Origin of the sequence: Paracoccus suum (genome assembly GCF_003324675.1) — a bacterium.
Classification (GTDB): domain Bacteria; phylum Pseudomonadota; class Alphaproteobacteria; order Rhodobacterales; family Rhodobacteraceae; genus Paracoccus; species Paracoccus suum.
Window position 1 is genome coordinate 964,258 of sequence record NZ_CP030918.1, and the last position, 14,573, is coordinate 978,830.

Genomic DNA, 14,573 nt, shown 5'->3' on the forward strand with positions numbered 1-14,573 from the left:
TAGCGGCCGGGACGGCGCTGCGCGAGTGGCCGATTTGGGCTTTTCTCGCCCTGCGCAACGCCCTATATCGGCTGTCAATTCCCGAAAACGAGGATTGGCCCGCGTGCCGCCCCCCGGTTTTCACCGGCTGATCACGCATGGCCCGCGACGAAGGAGAGATACGACGATGCAGAAGCCGCTGATGGCCAAGGCCACCGCTGTCTGGCTGGTCGACAACACCACGTTGAGCTTCAAGCAGATCGCGGATTTCTGCGGCCTGCACGAACTTGAGGTGCAGGGCATCGCCGACGGCGATGTGGCGACCGGGGTCAAGGGATTTGACCCCATCGCCAGCAACCAGTTGGATCAGGCCGAGATCGACAAGGCGCAGGGCAACCCCGCCTATGTGCTGAAGATCAAGCACAATCCCGCCGCCGAGGGCGAGGAAAAGCGTCGCGGCCCGCGTTACACCCCGCTGTCCAAGCGCCAGGACCGCCCGGCCGCCATCCTGTGGCTCGTCAAGTTCCACCCCGAGCTGGCGGACGCGCAGATCGCCAAGCTGGTCGGCACCACCAAGCCGACCATCGCCTCGATCCGCGATCGCAGCCACTGGAACATCCAGAACATCCAGCCGATCGATCCGGTCGCCCTGGGCCTCAGCAAGCAGAGCGAGCTGGATGCCGAGGTCCAGAAGGCCGCCCGCAAGCGCTCCGATGACGTGATGTCCGATGACGAGCGGCGCAAGCTGGTCTCGACCGAGACCTCGCTGTCCATGTCGGACGAGCCGCGCCTGCCCTCGGCCATCGCCGGGCTTGAGAACTTCACCCTCTCGCCCAAGGCCGAGAAGGCGGACACCACCAACTACCGCGACGCCGAGAGCTTCTTCCGCAAAGCGGTCCCCGATGCCGGCGAGCGGGTCGACATGGACGACATCTCGGAAGAAGACGATCTGGACGACGACGCTGTAACCGATCCCGAGGCTGATATCGACCACGAGATCGATGCCGAGGCCGAGGCCGAGGCGATCGAGACCGACGAGGCACTGGACGACGATTCGGACGACAACGACCGGCGCTGAGGCGATGGCGCGGCGTGCGCCCGCCTTCTGGTTCCGGCCAGCCGGGATGGCAGCCACCGCGTTGCGCCCGCTCGGCGCGATCTATGCCGCGGCCACTGCGCGGCGGCTGGCCCGCGGCGCGCGGGCACGGGTGGGCGTCCCGGTCCTCTGCGTCGGCAACCTGAATGCCGGTGGGACTGGCAAGACGCCGGTGGTAATCGCCATTGTCCAGCGCCTGTTGGCGCCGGGCGTCGCTGTGCAGGTCGTCAGCCGCGGCTATGGCGGCACCGTCACCGGCCCGCTGCGCGTCGACGAACGGGTTCATACCGCGGCAGAGGTCGGGGACGAGCCGCTGTTGCTGTCGGCCTTTGCACCGGTCTGGGTTTCGGACGACCGGGTGCAGGGCGCGCGCGCCGCCGCCCGCAGCGGGGCGCAAGTCATCATTCTGGACGACGGCTTTCAGGATCCGTCGCTGCATCACGATCTTTCGCTGGTGGTGGTCGATGCGGCGCGCGGCTTTGGCAACGGGCTGTGCCTGCCTGCCGGGCCGCTGCGCGAGCCGGTCGCCGTCGGTCTCGCCCGCGCCGATCTGCTGCTGTCCGTCGGACCGCCCCAGGCGCAGGCGCAATTCCAGGCGCCACCCGGCATTCCCCACCTGCGCGCCGCGCTGCAGCCGCTGAAGATGGGCCATGACTGGACGGGCGAGCGGATCCTCGCCTTTGCCGGCATCGGCCACCCCGAGAAATTCTTCGCCACCCTGCGCGATCTTGGTGCAAACTTGGTCCGGGCCGAGGCGCTGGAAGATCACCAGACCTTCTCGCCGCAACTGCTGACGCGACTCGAGGCCGAGGCGCGGGCGTATTCCGCCCAGATGGTGACGACTGAAAAGGACGCGGTGCGCCTGCCGCCCTCGTTCCGGCGCAAGGTGCTGACGCTGCCGGTTCGCCTGCAACTGGACGACTGGACAGTGCTGGACGCAGCGCTGTTGCGGGTGCTGGCCTCCTGACGCCGGCTGCGGCATCGTGGGAAGCTGATAATGACGGCAAGGGGACAGGTAATGCGCCTGCAGGGCAAGACGGCAATCGTGACGGGTGGCGGCTCGGGGTTCGGCGCGGGCATCGCCCACCGCTTTGCCGCCGAGGGCGCGCAAGTCATGGTGGTCGACCGCGACGCGGTTTCCGCCGCCGCCGTGGCGGGCCAGATCGGCGGTCTCTCGTTCGAGGTTGACGTCTCGGACGGGACCGCGGTGCAGGCGATGGCGGATGCCGCGATGGCTGCCTGGGGCCGGATCGACATCCTGATCAACAACGCCGGCGTCACCCATCTGCCAGCGCCGATGGAGGATGTCAGCGAGGCCGATTTCGACCACGTCATGGCAGTGAACTGCAAGGCGGTCTACCTGTCGGCGCGCATCGTCGTCCCGCTGATGAAAGCCGCGGGGCAGGGCGCCATCGTCAACATCGCCTCGACCGCCGGCGTCTCGCCCCGGCCGCGCCTCAGTTGGTACAACGCCTCGAAGGGCTGGATGATTACCGCGACCCGCGCCATGGCGGTCGAACTGGCGCCGTTCGGCGTGCGGGTCAACGCGGTGAACCCGGTCGCGGGCGAGACACCGCTGCTCAAAAGTTTCATGGGCGAGGACACGCCCGACATGCGCGCCAAATTCCTGTCCACCATCCCCATCGGCCGCTTCTCGACCCCGGAGGATATCGCGAACGCGGCGCTGTACCTCGCCTCGGACGAGGCATCGATGGTGACCGGCGTCGCGATGGAGGTCGACGGCGGGCGCTGCATCTGACGCAACATGCTCTGGCAGCGAGCAAGGGGGATCGATGCAACCCGGACCGCGTAACCTGATTACCGATGTCGCCGGCCTGCGGGTGGGAAATGCCGATGATGCGCACCTCCGCTCGGGCGTGACGGTGCTGACGGCCGATTCCCCCTTTACCGCCGCGGTCCATGTCATGGGCGGCGCACCCGGCACGCGCGAGACGGACCTGCTGGCCCCCGACAAGGCCGTGCAGGCCGTCGATGCGCTGTTCCTGTCGGGCGGCTCGGCCTTTGGGCTGGACGCGGGCTCCGGCGTCATGGCCGGGTTGCGCACCATGGGACGCGGCTTTGCCGTAGGTGACGCGCGGGTGCCGATCGTGCCCGGGGCGATCCTGTTCGATCTGCTGAATGGTGGCGACAAGGACTGGACCGACAATCCCTATCGGTCGCTTGGGCGGCGCGCGCTGGAGGCAGCCGCGACGGATTTCGCGTTGGGCCGCGCGGGCGCCGGCCTTGGCGCCACGACCGCGAATCGCTGGGGCGGCCTCGGCTCGGCCTCTGCGGTGCTCTCGGACGGCACGACCGTCGGCGCGCTGGTCGCGGTCAACGCGCTGGGCTCGGTCACCGTGGGCGATGGCCCCCACTTCTGGGCCGCCCCGTGGGAGATCGGGGATGAATTCGGCGGCCTCGGCCTGCCCGCGAACTTTCCGGCTGCTTACGAGCCAAAGGCCGAGAAGGCGCCCGGCGAGGCGACCACCATCGCCATCGTCGCGACGGACGCGGCGCTGGACAAGGCGGCGCTGACGCGCATGGCAGTGGCCGCCCATGACGGGCTCGCCCGCGCCATCGTGCCAAGCCACACGCTATGGGACGGGGATCTTGTTTTTGCGGCCTCGACCGGCGCGCGCGCTGGGGGCGATCCTTTCCTGCTTGGCCACGCTGCGGCCTGCTGCCTCGCCCGTGCCGTGGCGCGCGGCGTCTGGTGCGCGCAAATGCAAAAGGGCGGCACCGAAGTGCCGCCCCCTGTCCTGCCCCTCGATGGTGCGGATCAGCGGTAGATGTAGACGATCTTGCGATCCTGGCCGACCAGAACGGGCTGGCCGTTGATGGTCACGTATTTGTAGTCCTTCTGATCCGGGATGTCGTAGAGCGTGACGTTCTCGGGCACGCCGGCACCGACCACGACCTCGCCGTCGAGGATCACCGGATCCATCGGGTGGGCGTCGATGTAGGTTTTGACCTCGGGCGCAGGGGCCGGGACCTGGGCAGTGCCCGCGCCAACCGCCGCGCCGACAACCGCGCCCAGGGGACCTGCGACCAGGGCGCCCGCCGCGGCGCCCGCCGCCGCGCCGGCGCCGGCATCGGCCACGGCTTTGCCGGTGCTCACCTCGGGGGCCTTGTATTCGACCACCGAGACCTGCAGCTTTTCACGGTTCGGATAGATCGGCTCGAAGCTTTCGCCGACCTTGGCGGCCAGGTAGTCGCCATAGGCCCAGCCGGTGGTGTCCTTGTAGCTGATCTCGCACCAGTTGGCGCTGTCGATGCAGCCCTTGACGTTGACGTCATCACCGCCAGGGATGACGCCGACAACCTCGTGCTGGACGCCGGGCCCGGAACGCACGTTCAGGTCGGTGCCGGCCTTGGCCATGGTATCGGCCGAAGCGGCGCCGGCAAGGGCCATGGCGGCAAGGGCAGTGGTGGCAAACAGGGTACGCATTATAACTCTCCCACACAGAAAGGATCGCAAGGCGGCGACCATTCGCGATCACAACACCCACCCGGCGCGTCTGGTTCGATCACCTAACCCTCACCAATGCGCGAGTATTTCCCCCGCCGCGCCGTTGCTGTATTGCCGTGCAGACGTCAGCAAAGGACCCCTTTTCCATGACCAAGCATTCGACTGATCTGCGGACCCTTTTGCGCGACCCGTCGCTGCTGGAGACGCGGGCCTATATCGCCGGCGAGTGGGTTGAGGGGGCGAGCACGTTTCCGGTGATGAACCCGGCCCGCGGCGATGTCATTGCCGAGGTTGCGGACATGACCCGCGCCGATGCCGCGCGCGCCATCGCGGCGGCCGCCGAGGCGATGAAGGCCTGGTCGGCCCGCACCGCGAAAGAGCGCGCGCAGGTGCTGCGCAAGTGGTTCGACCTGATGATGGAAAACCAGGACGACCTGGGCAAGATCCTGACCGCCGAGCAGGGCAAGCCGCTGCCCGAGGCCAAGGGCGAGATCGCCTATGGCGCCAGCTTCATCGAGTTCTTCGGCGAGGAAGCCAAGCGGGTCTATGGCGAGACGATCCCCGGCCACCAGCCGGACAAGCGCATCACCGTGCTGAAGCAGCCGATCGGTGTGGTCGCCAGCATCACGCCGTGGAACTTTCCGAACGCCATGATCACCCGCAAATGCGGCCCGGCCCTGGCCGTCGGCTGCGGCTTTGTCGCGCGCCCGGCGGCGGAGACCCCGCTGTCGGCGCTGGCACTGGCGGTGCTGGGCGAGCGGGCGGGCCTGCCCAAGGGCATCCTGTCGGTCGTCACCTCCAGCCGCTCGTCCGAGATCGGCAAGGAGTTCTGCGAGAACCCGCAGGTACGCAAGCTGACCTTCACCGGCTCGACCGAGGTCGGGCGCATCCTGCTGCGCCAGGCCGCCGACCAGGTCCTCAAATGCAGCATGGAACTGGGCGGCAACGCGCCCTTCATCGTCTTTGACGACGCCGACCTCGACAAGGCGGTGGAGGGCGCGATGGCCTCCAAGTTCCGCAACAACGGCCAGACCTGCGTCTGCGCCAACCGCATCTATGTGCAGTCGGGCGTCTATGACGACTTCGCGGGGCGCCTCGCCGCTGCGGTCGACAAGCTGCGGGTCGGCGACGGCCTCGAGGACGGGGTGACCACCGGCCCGCTGATCAACAAGGATGCGGTCGACAAGGTCGAGGAGCATATCCAGGACGTGCTGGACGGCGGCGGCAAGATCGTCACCGGCGGCAAGCGGGTCGACGGCCTCTTCTTCCAGCCGACGGTCGTGACCGGGGTCAAGGACAGCATGAAGGTCGCGACCGAAGAGACCTTCGGCCCGCTGGCGCCGCTGTTCCGGTTCGAGACCGAGGAAGAGGTGGTGGCCAAGGCCAATGATACGATCTTCGGGCTCGCCTCGTATTTTTACGCCCGCGACATGGCGCGCATCATCCGCGTGCAGGAGGGTCTGGAATACGGCATCGTCGGCGTGAACACGGGCATCATCTCGACCGAGGTGGCGCCGTTCGGCGGCGTCAAGCAGTCCGGCCTTGGCCGCGAGGGCAGCCATTACGGCATCGACGACTTCCTCGAGCTGAAATACGTCTGCCTGTCGATCTGAGGAGGGGGCCGGATCCCCCGCAGGGGGTCCGGCCACCGGTCAGTTGATGACCGCCAGCACAGCGGCCGCGATGCGTTGCGCGACGGCGGCCCCGGCGGTGCTGACCGCCCAGGCCCGCGCGGCATAATCGGCGGCGCGGTCGGGCTGCAGCAGATCGTCCAGCGCCATGCCCAGTTGCTCGGGCCGCGGCACCTCGCGCACCGCACGGGCCGCGCGCAGATCAGCCCAGGCCTCAACCGACCGAACCGTATGTGGACCATGCAGGATGGCCGACCCTAATGCTGCCGCCTCCAGCGGATCGCGGGTGGCTGCATTATGGCCGCTGAGGGTGCCGCCCAGATAGCTGACCGCGGCCAGGCGATACCATAGCCCGAACTCGGCCGGATCATCGGCGAGCAGGACCTGCAGGTCCGTCGGTGGCTCTTCGATCTGGCTGCGGATGGCGCAGGTCAGCCCGCCCGAATCGATGATCTCGACAAGGGCAGTGCAGCGCGCGGGATCGGCGGGGGCGAGGATCAGCAGGGTCCGGTGCATCAGCCCGACCGCGGCGCGATGGGCATTAAGGACAGCTGTTTCCTCCGCCTCCGGCACGGTCACCGCGAACCACGAATGGCGTCCAGTCAGCGAGGCCGCCAAGGCGGAACGCTCGGCCTCGGTGTAGCCGGGCGGGCGGCGCGTCTCGACCAGCGGGCCGATCAGCATCACGTCGGACGGCGCCGCGCCGAGGCGGATCGCGGTGTCGCGCGCCTCAGGCGAGGCGACGACGACCGAGTTCGCCAGCGACAGTCCGCCATGCGCGCGGCCGCGCTGCCAGGGCCAGTGGCGGGCCTCGGAATGCGGCAGGCGCGGCTCTGCCAGCACGACCGGCACGCCGAGGCGCTCAGCCTCGATCAGCAGGCCGTCGGACAGATCGCTGCCGAGGGACAGGACCGCCGCCGGCTCGGCATGTTCCATGAACGCCCGCAGCGCCTCGGGCGCGGGGCCGGGGTCGGGCCGGGTGCGCCCTTGGGCGCCGGGCAGCAGCGGCGGCAACTGGGTGGCAGGATCGGCGGCAATCGCATCGGGATGGGTCAGCAGGACCCGCAGGCCGGGCCGGGCCGCGATAAGCGCCGCCGCGAGTTGCGCCGGCGCGCCGCCCTCGGCTGGCCAGCTGCGATCGAGGCGCAGCCAGACCAAGGGGCCCGCGCCGCGTGGCAGCGGCGGCAGCGGCCGGTGACCCATCTCGTGTGCCCGGCCGGTTAGCCGATCCCACAGCCGCGGCGGCTGTCCGGTCCGGCCTGCGGTCACGTCAGGCGCCAAGCTCGCCCGTCGGGCTGGCCTCGCGGTTCTCTTCGCGCAGGCGGTGCAGGTGGGCGATGAAGTACCGCGTCTGGGCGCTGTCGACCGTCCGCTGCGCCTCGGCTTTCCAGGCAGAATAGGCCGAGGCGTAGTCCGGGAACACGCCCACCATGTGGATGCTGGCCGGGTCACGAAACTCGTTCGAATCGGTCGAGACCAACTCGCCGCCGAAAACGAAATGCAGGCGTTGGGTCATGATCCCCTCCGATGGTGCTGCGCGAGCGCAGGATTAGCGGCGCTGGCGGGCGAACCCAAGCGACATGTGGAAAAAGCATGGCAGTTTCCCCACCGGGGGGCGCGGTTCTGTGCAATATTGTGCGCGCTGCCTTGGTGGGTCGCAGGACGGGGCGCGGTTGGCAGACTGCGCCCCCGACGCGCCGGGGCGTCCGTCGCCTGGGGCGCCTATGGCCCCGGATCGCCAGGCCGCGCCAGCCGGATCACCGCGTTGCGATTGCCCCGCGTTCCGCCACGCGTTAGTCAACCGACAGCGAGCGCGGGGAAATCAGCCATGACCGACAACAGGACGCCGGACGACAAAGCAGCAAACGAGGCCGCGGCGGCCGAGGTCAACGCCCTTGATCCGGACAGCGCGGCCGAGATCGCAGCGGCTCTGGCCGACGGCATCGCGGCCGGCGAGGGCACCTCGCTCGCGTCGGCCGAACTACCGGATGTCGAGCGCGAGTCCATGGATTACGACGTGGTCATCGTCGGCGCGGGACCGGCGGGCCTGTCAGCGGCGATCCGGCTGAAGCAGATCAACCCCGATCTGCAGGTCGTGGTGCTGGAAAAGGGCTCCGAGGTCGGCGCTCATATCCTCTCGGGCGCGGTGATCGACCCGGTCGGGCTGGACCGGCTTCTGCCGGACTGGCGCGAGGACAAGGATGCGCCGATCAAGGTTCCGGTCACGCAAGACAATTTCCTCGTGCTGGGACCGGCGGGTCATGTCCGCATCCCCAACTGGCCGATGCCGCGACTGATGTCGAACCACGGCAACTACATCGTCAGCATGGGCAATGTCTGCCGCTGGCTGGCGACCAAGGCCGAAGAACTGGGGGTCGAAATCTTCCCGGGGATGGCCTGCAGCCAGATCGTCTGGGACGGTCAGCGTGTGGCCGGCGTCGTCGCCGGCGAGATGGGCAAGAACCCGGACGGCACCCCAGGCCCCAACTACGAGCCGGGGATGGAGCTGCGCGGCAAGTATGTCTTCATCGCCGAGGGCGTGCGCGGCAGCCTCGCCAAGCAGATCATGGAACGGTTCGACTTGTCCGCCGGTCACGAGCCGCAGAAGTTCGGCATCGGCATGAAGGAAATCTGGGAGATCGACCCCGCGAAGCACAGCGAGGGGACCGTTACCCACACGATGGGCTGGCCGCTAGGCAAGAACGCCGGCGGCGGCAGCTTTATCTATCATGCCGAAAACAATCAAATATTCCTCGGTTTCGTGGTCCATCTGAACTACGCCAATCCCTATCTGTCGCCCTATCAGGAATTCCAGCGCTTCAAGCATCACCCCGAGATCGCCGCGCTCTTGGAGGGCGGCAAGCGCGTCGCCTATGGCGCGCGCGCGATCAGCGAGGGCGGCTACCAGTCGATCCCGAAACTTACTTTCCCGGGGGGCGTGCTGCTGGGCTGCTCGGCCGGGCTGGTGAACGTGCCGCGCATCAAGGGCAACCACAACGCCATGTTGTCGGGCATTCATGCCGCCGAGGCTGCGGCCGCGGCGATCACGGAGGGGCGCGAGGGGGACGAACTGAGCCCCTATGAGCAGGAACTGCGCGATGGTCCCATCGGCCGCGACCTCAAGCGGGTGCGCAACGTCAAGCCAAGCTGGTCGCGCACCGGCATGGTCGGCAGCCTCGCGCTGGGCGGCCTGGACATGTGGGCCGCGACCCTCCTGCGTCGCAACCTGCTGGGCACCTGGAAGCACGGCAAGACCGACGCCGCCGCCACCGGCAAGGCGGACAAGTTCAAGCCGATCGAATACCCCAAGCCCGATGGCAAGCTGAGCTTTGACCGCCTGACCAACGTCGCCTTCAGCTTTACCAACCACGAGGAAAGCCAGCCCTCGCACCTGAAGCTGAAGGACCCGACCGTGCCAATCCGGGTGAACCTGCCCGAGTTCGCCGAGCCGGCGCAGCGCTATTGCCCGGCGGCGGTCTATGAGGTGGTCGAGGACGCGAGCGTGCCCGAGGGCGCGCGGTTCGTGATCAACTTCCAGAACTGCGTGCACTGCAAGACCTGCGACATCAAGGACCCCAGCCAAAACATCGTCTGGACCACGCCCCAAGGGGGCGATGGTCCGAATTATCCGAACATGTAAAGGCTCGCGCGAAGTTGTGAGAAAGCGCCATTGCAGGGCTGCCGAGCGGCCGGGTAGGTTGCCACGCCACGACATCCGCACGCCGGAGGACCAGGTTTGAGCCGGATTTTGCCGCTGGCGCTGATTGCGCTGACCACCTTGGGACCCGCCGCGGCGCTCGCGCAGGCGGCTCCGCCCTCCGCGGGGCCGGCTGCCGCGCCGGAGTCTGCGCCTGAAGCGGCCCCGGCCGCCGCCCCGGAAACTGCGCCCGCAGCCGACCCGAATCTTGATGCCGATCCGGGTGATATGGAAAACCCCGCCGACGAGGGCGGCGATCAGGGGGGCGGCGCCGGGGCAGTCGACGGCAATGGCGCCGACCCGCTGGCGGACGCCGCGGCCGCAGAGGCCGCGCCGGTCCACGGCCCGATTACGCATGACCTGGCCGGCCCCTATCTCGCGGCGCGGCAAGCTGCCGACGGCAATGATTTTGCCGCTGCCGCCGCCTATTTCATGCGCGCGCTGGCTCAGGATCCGCACGAGCCGTTCCTGATCGACAGCGCGCTGGTCTCGCTGATCTCGGCCGGGCAGGTCGACCGCGCGGTGGCGCTGGCCCGCGATCTGGAAGGGCGGGGCGACGCGACCGAATTGACGAATGTCACCCTGCGCGCCGCGCTGGCCAAGGCTGGCGACTGGGAGGGCTTGCTTAAGCTGCTGCGCGCCTCGCCGAAGCCGGAACGGGGCGAGTCCGCGCCGGGCGGCGATCTGCTGGACGGGATGCTGACGGCTTGGGCCGAACTCGGCGCCGGCCGCGCCTCGGAATCGATCAAGCAACTGGAAAAACTCGCCCGCCTGCGGGGCGCCAAGGCGATGATCGACTACAACCTTGCGCTGGTGAAAGCCTCGGTCGGGGATTTCGAGGGTGCCGAAAAGCTGATGGCCAGCGACGGCGGCGCTGGGCACTTGCTGGGAACGATCGCCCATGCCGAGGTGCTGGCGCAACTCGACCGCCGCGACGAGGCCCTGTCCCTGTTAAAAGATCAGGGCGGCGATGGCGCGGAGCCGGCAATCCTGGATCTGTCCGCCCGCCTTGCGTCCGGTTCGCCCGTGCCCTTTACGGCGCTGCAAGGTCCGCTCGACGGCGTGGCCCAGACCTTCCTGACCTTCGCGACCGCCCTCGCCTCGGGCGAAGAGCCGGACCCGCTCGCACTGGTGCAGGCGCGCCTTGCGGCATGGCTGCGGCCCGAGCTGGGCGAGGCCCGGCTGGTTACGGCGCAACTGCTGCAGCAGGCCGGGCAGTATGACCTGGCCGAGCCGGAATACGATGCCCTGCGCCGCCTTGGCGAGGTTCGCCCGGTGGCTGAGCTGGCTCGGGTCGATGCGCTGGCCCGGGCCGACCGCCTGGACGACGCGGAAAAGGCCGCAACGGTGCTGACCGCCGCCCATCCCGAACTGGCCTCGGCCTGGGTTGCGTTGGGCGACATCCTTCGCCAACGCGAGAAATACGCCCAGGCAGTGCCCGCCTACACCAAGGCGCTTGGGCTGATCGAGAAGACCAATTCCGAGGGTCGCTGGTTCCCGCTATATGCCCGCGGCATTGCCTATGAACGCTCGGGCGATTTCGCCGCCGCCGAGGCCGACATGCGCGCGGCGCTGAAGATCCGCCCCGAGCAGGCGCAAATCCTGAATTACCTCGGCTACAGCTTCATCGACCGCGGCCACGACCTTGATGAGGCGCTGGGCATGATCGAAAAGGCGGCCAAGCTGCGCCCCGATGACGGTTATATCCAGGACAGCCTCGGCTGGGGCCTCTATCGCCTTGGTCGGTATGCCGAGGCGGTGACGCCGATGGAGCGTGCGGCCACGCAGATGTCCAACGACCCATTGGTCAATGATCATCTGGGCGATGTCTACTGGATGGTCGGCCGCACCCGCGAGGCCGAAATCCAGTGGTCGCGCGCGCTGAACCTGCTGAAGATGGACCCCCCTGCCGATACCGCGAGCGAGGTCGATGCCGGCCGGCTGCGGGCCAAGCTGGACCGCGGCCTCGACGCGGTGCTGAGCGAGGAAAAGGCTGGCGGCAAGCCCAAGGCGCCGGGCAATCCCGCGCCGGTCCCGGCCAAGGCGCAGCAATCGGGCGGCTGAGGCGTGATCGTCGAGGCCGCGCCGGCCAAGATCAATCTGGCGCTGCACGTTATCGGCCGCCGCGCCGACGGCTATCACCTGCTTGATTCTCTGGTCGCCTTTGCCGAAGCGGGTGATGTGATCACGCTGTCGGATGGGACGGGCTTCGCTGTCTGCGGCCCGTTTGCGGACGACGTGCCGACCGGCGGCGACAACCTGTGCCTGCGCGCGCTACGCCTCGCCGGCGCCGAGGCGCGGGTGCAACTGGACAAGCGCCTGCCGGTTGCGGCCGGGATCGGCGGTGGCTCGTCCGATGCCGCGGCAGTGCTGCGCGCCGCGCGGCGCATGGGGCAGCCGGTGCCGCCCGACCTCGCTGCCCTCGGTGCGGACCTGCCGGTCTGCATGGCGGCGCCCGGACCCGCGAGGATGCGAGGCATCGGCGAGCAGGTGACGCCGCTGGCCGGCCTTCCCGCGCTGCATCTGGTCCTGGTCAATCCGCGACAGCCGCTGGCAACGCCGGCGGTCTTCGCCGCATTGAAATCGCGCGAAAACGCGCCCCTGCCGCCGCTTCCCCTGGCCCCGGACGCAGGTGGGCTAACGGAGTGGCTGGCCGGCTGCCGCAACGACCTGCAGGCCCCCGCGATCAGCCTTGCACCGGTCATTGCCGAAGTGCTGGCGGCGCTGGAGGCCCAAGGCGCCAGGCTGGCCCGGATGTCGGGGTCCGGCGCGACCTGCTTCGGCCTCTTTCCTACCGCCAAGGCAGCGGACGCTGCCGCGCAGGCGCTGAGCGTGCGAGACTGGTGGGCACTCGCCACCCGCACCCACCCCAGCCCTGCTCAGCGCGAGGGGCGGCGGGTCCAGCCGTAAAGGCACAGCAGCTCCATCGCCACATGGGCCCCAGCGATGGCGGTGATTCCGGTCGGATCGTAGGGAGGGCTGACCTCAACCACGTCGCCGCCCACCAGATTGATCCCCGCAAGCCCGCGTAGCAGCGCCGCCGCCTGCCAGCTGGCGAGGCCGCCCCAGACCGGCGTCCCCGTGCCCGGCGCGAAGGCCGGGTCGAGCGCGTCGATGTCAAAGGTGACATAGCAGGGCCGGCGGCCCACGACGCCGCGAATCCGCTCCAGCGTCGTTTCGATCCCAGCCTGATGGACCGAAAGCGAATCGATGATCGTCACACCCAGCGTGTCGGGATTGTCGGTACGGATGCCGACCGAGACCGCCTCTGACGGGCGCACCAACCCCTCGCGGATGGCCTTGTACAGGAAACTGCCGTGGTCGATGCGGACCGGGTCATCGTCCGGCCAGGTGTCGGAATGGGCGTCGAACTGGATCAGCGCGACAGGGCCGAACCGCTCGGCGTAGGCGCGCAGGATGGGCAGAGTAATGAAATGATCGCCCCCGAGGGTGATCGTGCCCGCGCCCGCGGCGAGGACGCCGGCGATGTGATCCTGCAGCCGGCGGGGAAAGCCGGCGACATTAGCGTAGTCGAAAGCGACGTCGCCATAATCGACGATCGCCAGCTCACTCAGCGGGTCATAGCCCCAGCCGAATGGCGCGTCGAAAGGTTGCAGGCTGGAGGCCTCGCGAATGGCGCGCGGGCCGAAACGGGCACCGGGGCGATGCGTGACCGCTTGGTCGAACGCCGCCCCGGTGATCGCGAGGTCAACCCCGCTCAGGTCCTTGCTGTAGCGCCGCCGAAGAAACGACGGCGCCCCGGCAAAGGCATTCTCGAAGCTGAGGCCGCGCAGGTCCGGCCGGGTAAAGGCGTGATCAACCTGCGCGCCCGCATCTTCGAGGGCCATCAGCCTTTCGAAGCCTCGACCACAATCCTGATCTCGACCTCGTCGCCCACCGCGGGCGCGAACGCCCCGAGGTTGAAATCGGTCCGCTTCAGCTTGGTCTCGGCCTCGAACCCGACGGCGGGTTTGTTGGTCACCAGGCTGGGGGCCATCTTTTTCAGGTCGACGTCCAGCGTGACCGGCTTGGTGACGCCGTTCAGCGTCAGATCGCCGGTGACCTTGGCCTCGTTATCGCCGTCCGGCTCGACCTTGGTCGATTTGAAGGTCACGGCGGTGTCAGGGGTCGCGCCCTTGAAGAACTGATCGCCCATCAGGTGCTCGTCCAGCGACTTGGCCGGGGTGACAAAGGCCGACAGCGGAAAGCTGGCCTCGACGGTCGAGTTGGCAGGGGTCGCCGTGTCGATGTTGATCGTGCCCGTTACGCCGCGCACCATCCCGGTCGAGGTCGAATAGCCCATGTGGTCATAGCTGAAGACGATGAGGCTGTGATCGGGATCAAAGGTGTAGGCGCCGCCGGCGGCTGCATCGGGCGCTGTTGCCGCATCCGTGCTGGCGGCCGGCGCCGCCGCTGTATCGGCGGGCGCTGCGGCAGGCGCGGCTTCGGGCGCTGCCGCGGGGGCGGCGGCATCCTGAGCCATGGCCGGCAGCGCGGCAAAGGTTGCGAGGGTCAGGGCGAGGGCGCGAACGGTCATCGGCAAAAGCCTCCTGGTGAATTCGCTGCGGAACGGCAACAGGACGGGATGGTTCCCCGACCTCACCCCACCGTGCACAGCGCGTTATCTGGGGCGGAAAGACCTTGTGCGTGCGGCGTTTTCTGCTATAGGCCGCGTTCCTTTCCGCAATTTGCGCAACCGGT

General features: G+C 68.5%; 12 protein-coding genes and 1 pseudogene. 8 read left to right on the forward strand and 5 right to left on the reverse strand.

What is annotated here, in order from left to right; translation table 11 throughout:
* Nucleotides 1-166 precede the first annotated feature (166 nt).
* The 4 genes and pseudogenes from DRW48_RS04640 to DRW48_RS04655 form a co-directional block, all read left to right on the forward strand.
* Nucleotides 167-916 (forward strand): annotated as a pseudogene (locus DRW48_RS04640) (DUF1013 domain-containing protein); the annotation flags it as partial.
* Nucleotides 917-1,061: 145 nt separating this feature from the next.
* Nucleotides 1,062-2,042, forward strand: coding sequence for a tetraacyldisaccharide 4'-kinase (gene lpxK, locus DRW48_RS04645; RefSeq protein ID WP_114075384.1), 981 nt, complete (start codon nt 1,062-1,064; stop codon nt 2,040-2,042).
* A 51-nt stretch (nt 2,043-2,093) separates the two neighbouring features.
* Entirely contained in the window at nt 2,094-2,834 is a 741-nt protein-coding gene (locus DRW48_RS04650) for a glucose 1-dehydrogenase (protein WP_114075385.1), read from the forward strand.
* A 34-nt stretch (nt 2,835-2,868) separates the two neighbouring features.
* The gene (locus tag DRW48_RS04655; protein WP_114075386.1) at nt 2,869-3,864 is read left to right on the forward strand and encodes a P1 family peptidase; all 996 of its coding nucleotides are present in this window, start codon (nt 2,869-2,871) and stop codon (nt 3,862-3,864) included.
* On the opposite strand, the gene DRW48_RS04660 is transcribed toward DRW48_RS04655, so the two are convergent.
* Nucleotides 3,855-4,523: a DUF1236 domain-containing protein gene (locus tag DRW48_RS04660; protein WP_114075387.1), complete on the reverse strand. Its 669-nt coding sequence runs from the start codon at nt 4,521-4,523 to the stop codon at nt 3,855-3,857. The genes DRW48_RS04655 and DRW48_RS04660 overlap by 10 nt on opposite strands.
* A 167-nt stretch (nt 4,524-4,690) precedes the next feature.
* Between DRW48_RS04660 and DRW48_RS04665 the strand changes: the two genes are divergently transcribed.
* Nucleotides 4,691-6,157 (forward strand): NAD-dependent succinate-semialdehyde dehydrogenase, encoded by a 1,467-nt coding sequence (locus DRW48_RS04665; RefSeq protein WP_114075388.1) that lies wholly within the window; start codon nt 4,691-4,693, stop codon nt 6,155-6,157.
* Between the two features lie 39 nt (nt 6,158-6,196).
* On the opposite strand, the gene DRW48_RS04670 is transcribed toward DRW48_RS04665, so the two are convergent.
* Nucleotides 6,197-7,378 (reverse strand): 3-deoxy-D-manno-octulosonic acid transferase, encoded by a 1,182-nt coding sequence (locus DRW48_RS04670; protein ID WP_114075389.1) that lies wholly within the window; start codon nt 7,376-7,378, stop codon nt 6,197-6,199.
* A gap of 67 nt (nt 7,379-7,445) precedes the next feature.
* Complete coding sequence (locus tag DRW48_RS04675) at nt 7,446-7,691, reverse strand: DUF4170 domain-containing protein (protein ID WP_114075390.1); 246 nt, start codon at nt 7,689-7,691, stop codon at nt 7,446-7,448.
* A 489-nt stretch (nt 7,692-8,180) separates the two neighbouring features.
* On the opposite strand from DRW48_RS04675, the gene DRW48_RS04680 reads away from it, so the two are divergent.
* From DRW48_RS04680 to DRW48_RS04690, 3 genes are all read left to right on the forward strand, one after another.
* Nucleotides 8,181-9,815 (forward strand): electron transfer flavoprotein-ubiquinone oxidoreductase, encoded by a 1,635-nt coding sequence (locus DRW48_RS04680; RefSeq protein WP_114077369.1) that lies wholly within the window; start codon nt 8,181-8,183, stop codon nt 9,813-9,815.
* Between the two features lie 96 nt (nt 9,816-9,911).
* Nucleotides 9,912-11,936: a tetratricopeptide repeat protein gene (locus DRW48_RS04685; protein WP_114075391.1), complete on the forward strand. Its 2,025-nt coding sequence runs from the start codon at nt 9,912-9,914 to the stop codon at nt 11,934-11,936.
* 3 nt (nt 11,937-11,939) lie between these two features.
* A complete protein-coding gene (locus DRW48_RS04690; protein WP_114075392.1) occupies nt 11,940-12,782 on the forward strand; it encodes a 4-(cytidine 5'-diphospho)-2-C-methyl-D-erythritol kinase in 843 nt (280 codons plus the stop codon).
* On the opposite strand, the gene speB is transcribed toward DRW48_RS04690, so the two are convergent.
* Complete coding sequence (speB, locus tag DRW48_RS04695; protein ID WP_114075393.1) at nt 12,752-13,720, reverse strand: agmatinase; 969 nt, start codon at nt 13,718-13,720, stop codon at nt 12,752-12,754. The genes DRW48_RS04690 and speB overlap by 31 nt on opposite strands.
* Nucleotides 13,720-14,409, reverse strand: a complete 690-nt coding sequence (locus tag DRW48_RS04700) for a YceI family protein (RefSeq protein ID WP_241963380.1) — start codon at nt 14,407-14,409, stop codon at nt 13,720-13,722. Before DRW48_RS04700 ends, speB begins: the two co-directional genes overlap by 1 nt.
* Nucleotides 14,410-14,573: the final 164 nt, after the last annotated feature.

Bases quoted from the DNA above. Each gene is read 5' to 3' on its own strand.
- speB (WP_114075393.1), bottom strand. From the start codon at position 13,720: ATGGCCCTCGAAGATGCGGGCGCGCAGGTTGATCACGCCTTTACCCGG.
- DRW48_RS04680 (WP_114077369.1), top strand. From the start codon at position 8,181: ATGGATTACGACGTGGTCATCGTCGGCGCGGGACCGGCGGGCCTGTCA.
- DRW48_RS04655 (WP_114075386.1), top strand. From the start codon at position 2,869: ATGCAACCCGGACCGCGTAACCTGATTACCGATGTCGCCGGCCTGCGG.
- lpxK (WP_114075384.1), top strand. From the start codon at position 1,062: ATGGCGCGGCGTGCGCCCGCCTTCTGGTTCCGGCCAGCCGGGATGGCA.
- DRW48_RS04660 (WP_114075387.1), bottom strand. From the start codon at position 4,523: ATGCGTACCCTGTTTGCCACCACTGCCCTTGCCGCCATGGCCCTTGCC.
- DRW48_RS04665 (WP_114075388.1), top strand. From the start codon at position 4,691: ATGACCAAGCATTCGACTGATCTGCGGACCCTTTTGCGCGACCCGTCG.
- DRW48_RS04670 (WP_114075389.1), bottom strand. From the start codon at position 7,378: ATGGGTCACCGGCCGCTGCCGCCGCTGCCACGCGGCGCGGGCCCCTTG.
- DRW48_RS04700 (WP_241963380.1), bottom strand. From the start codon at position 14,409: ATGACCGTTCGCGCCCTCGCCCTGACCCTCGCAACCTTTGCCGCGCTG.
- DRW48_RS04650 (WP_114075385.1), top strand. From the start codon at position 2,094: ATGCGCCTGCAGGGCAAGACGGCAATCGTGACGGGTGGCGGCTCGGGG.
- DRW48_RS04675 (WP_114075390.1), bottom strand. From the start codon at position 7,691: ATGACCCAACGCCTGCATTTCGTTTTCGGCGGCGAGTTGGTCTCGACC.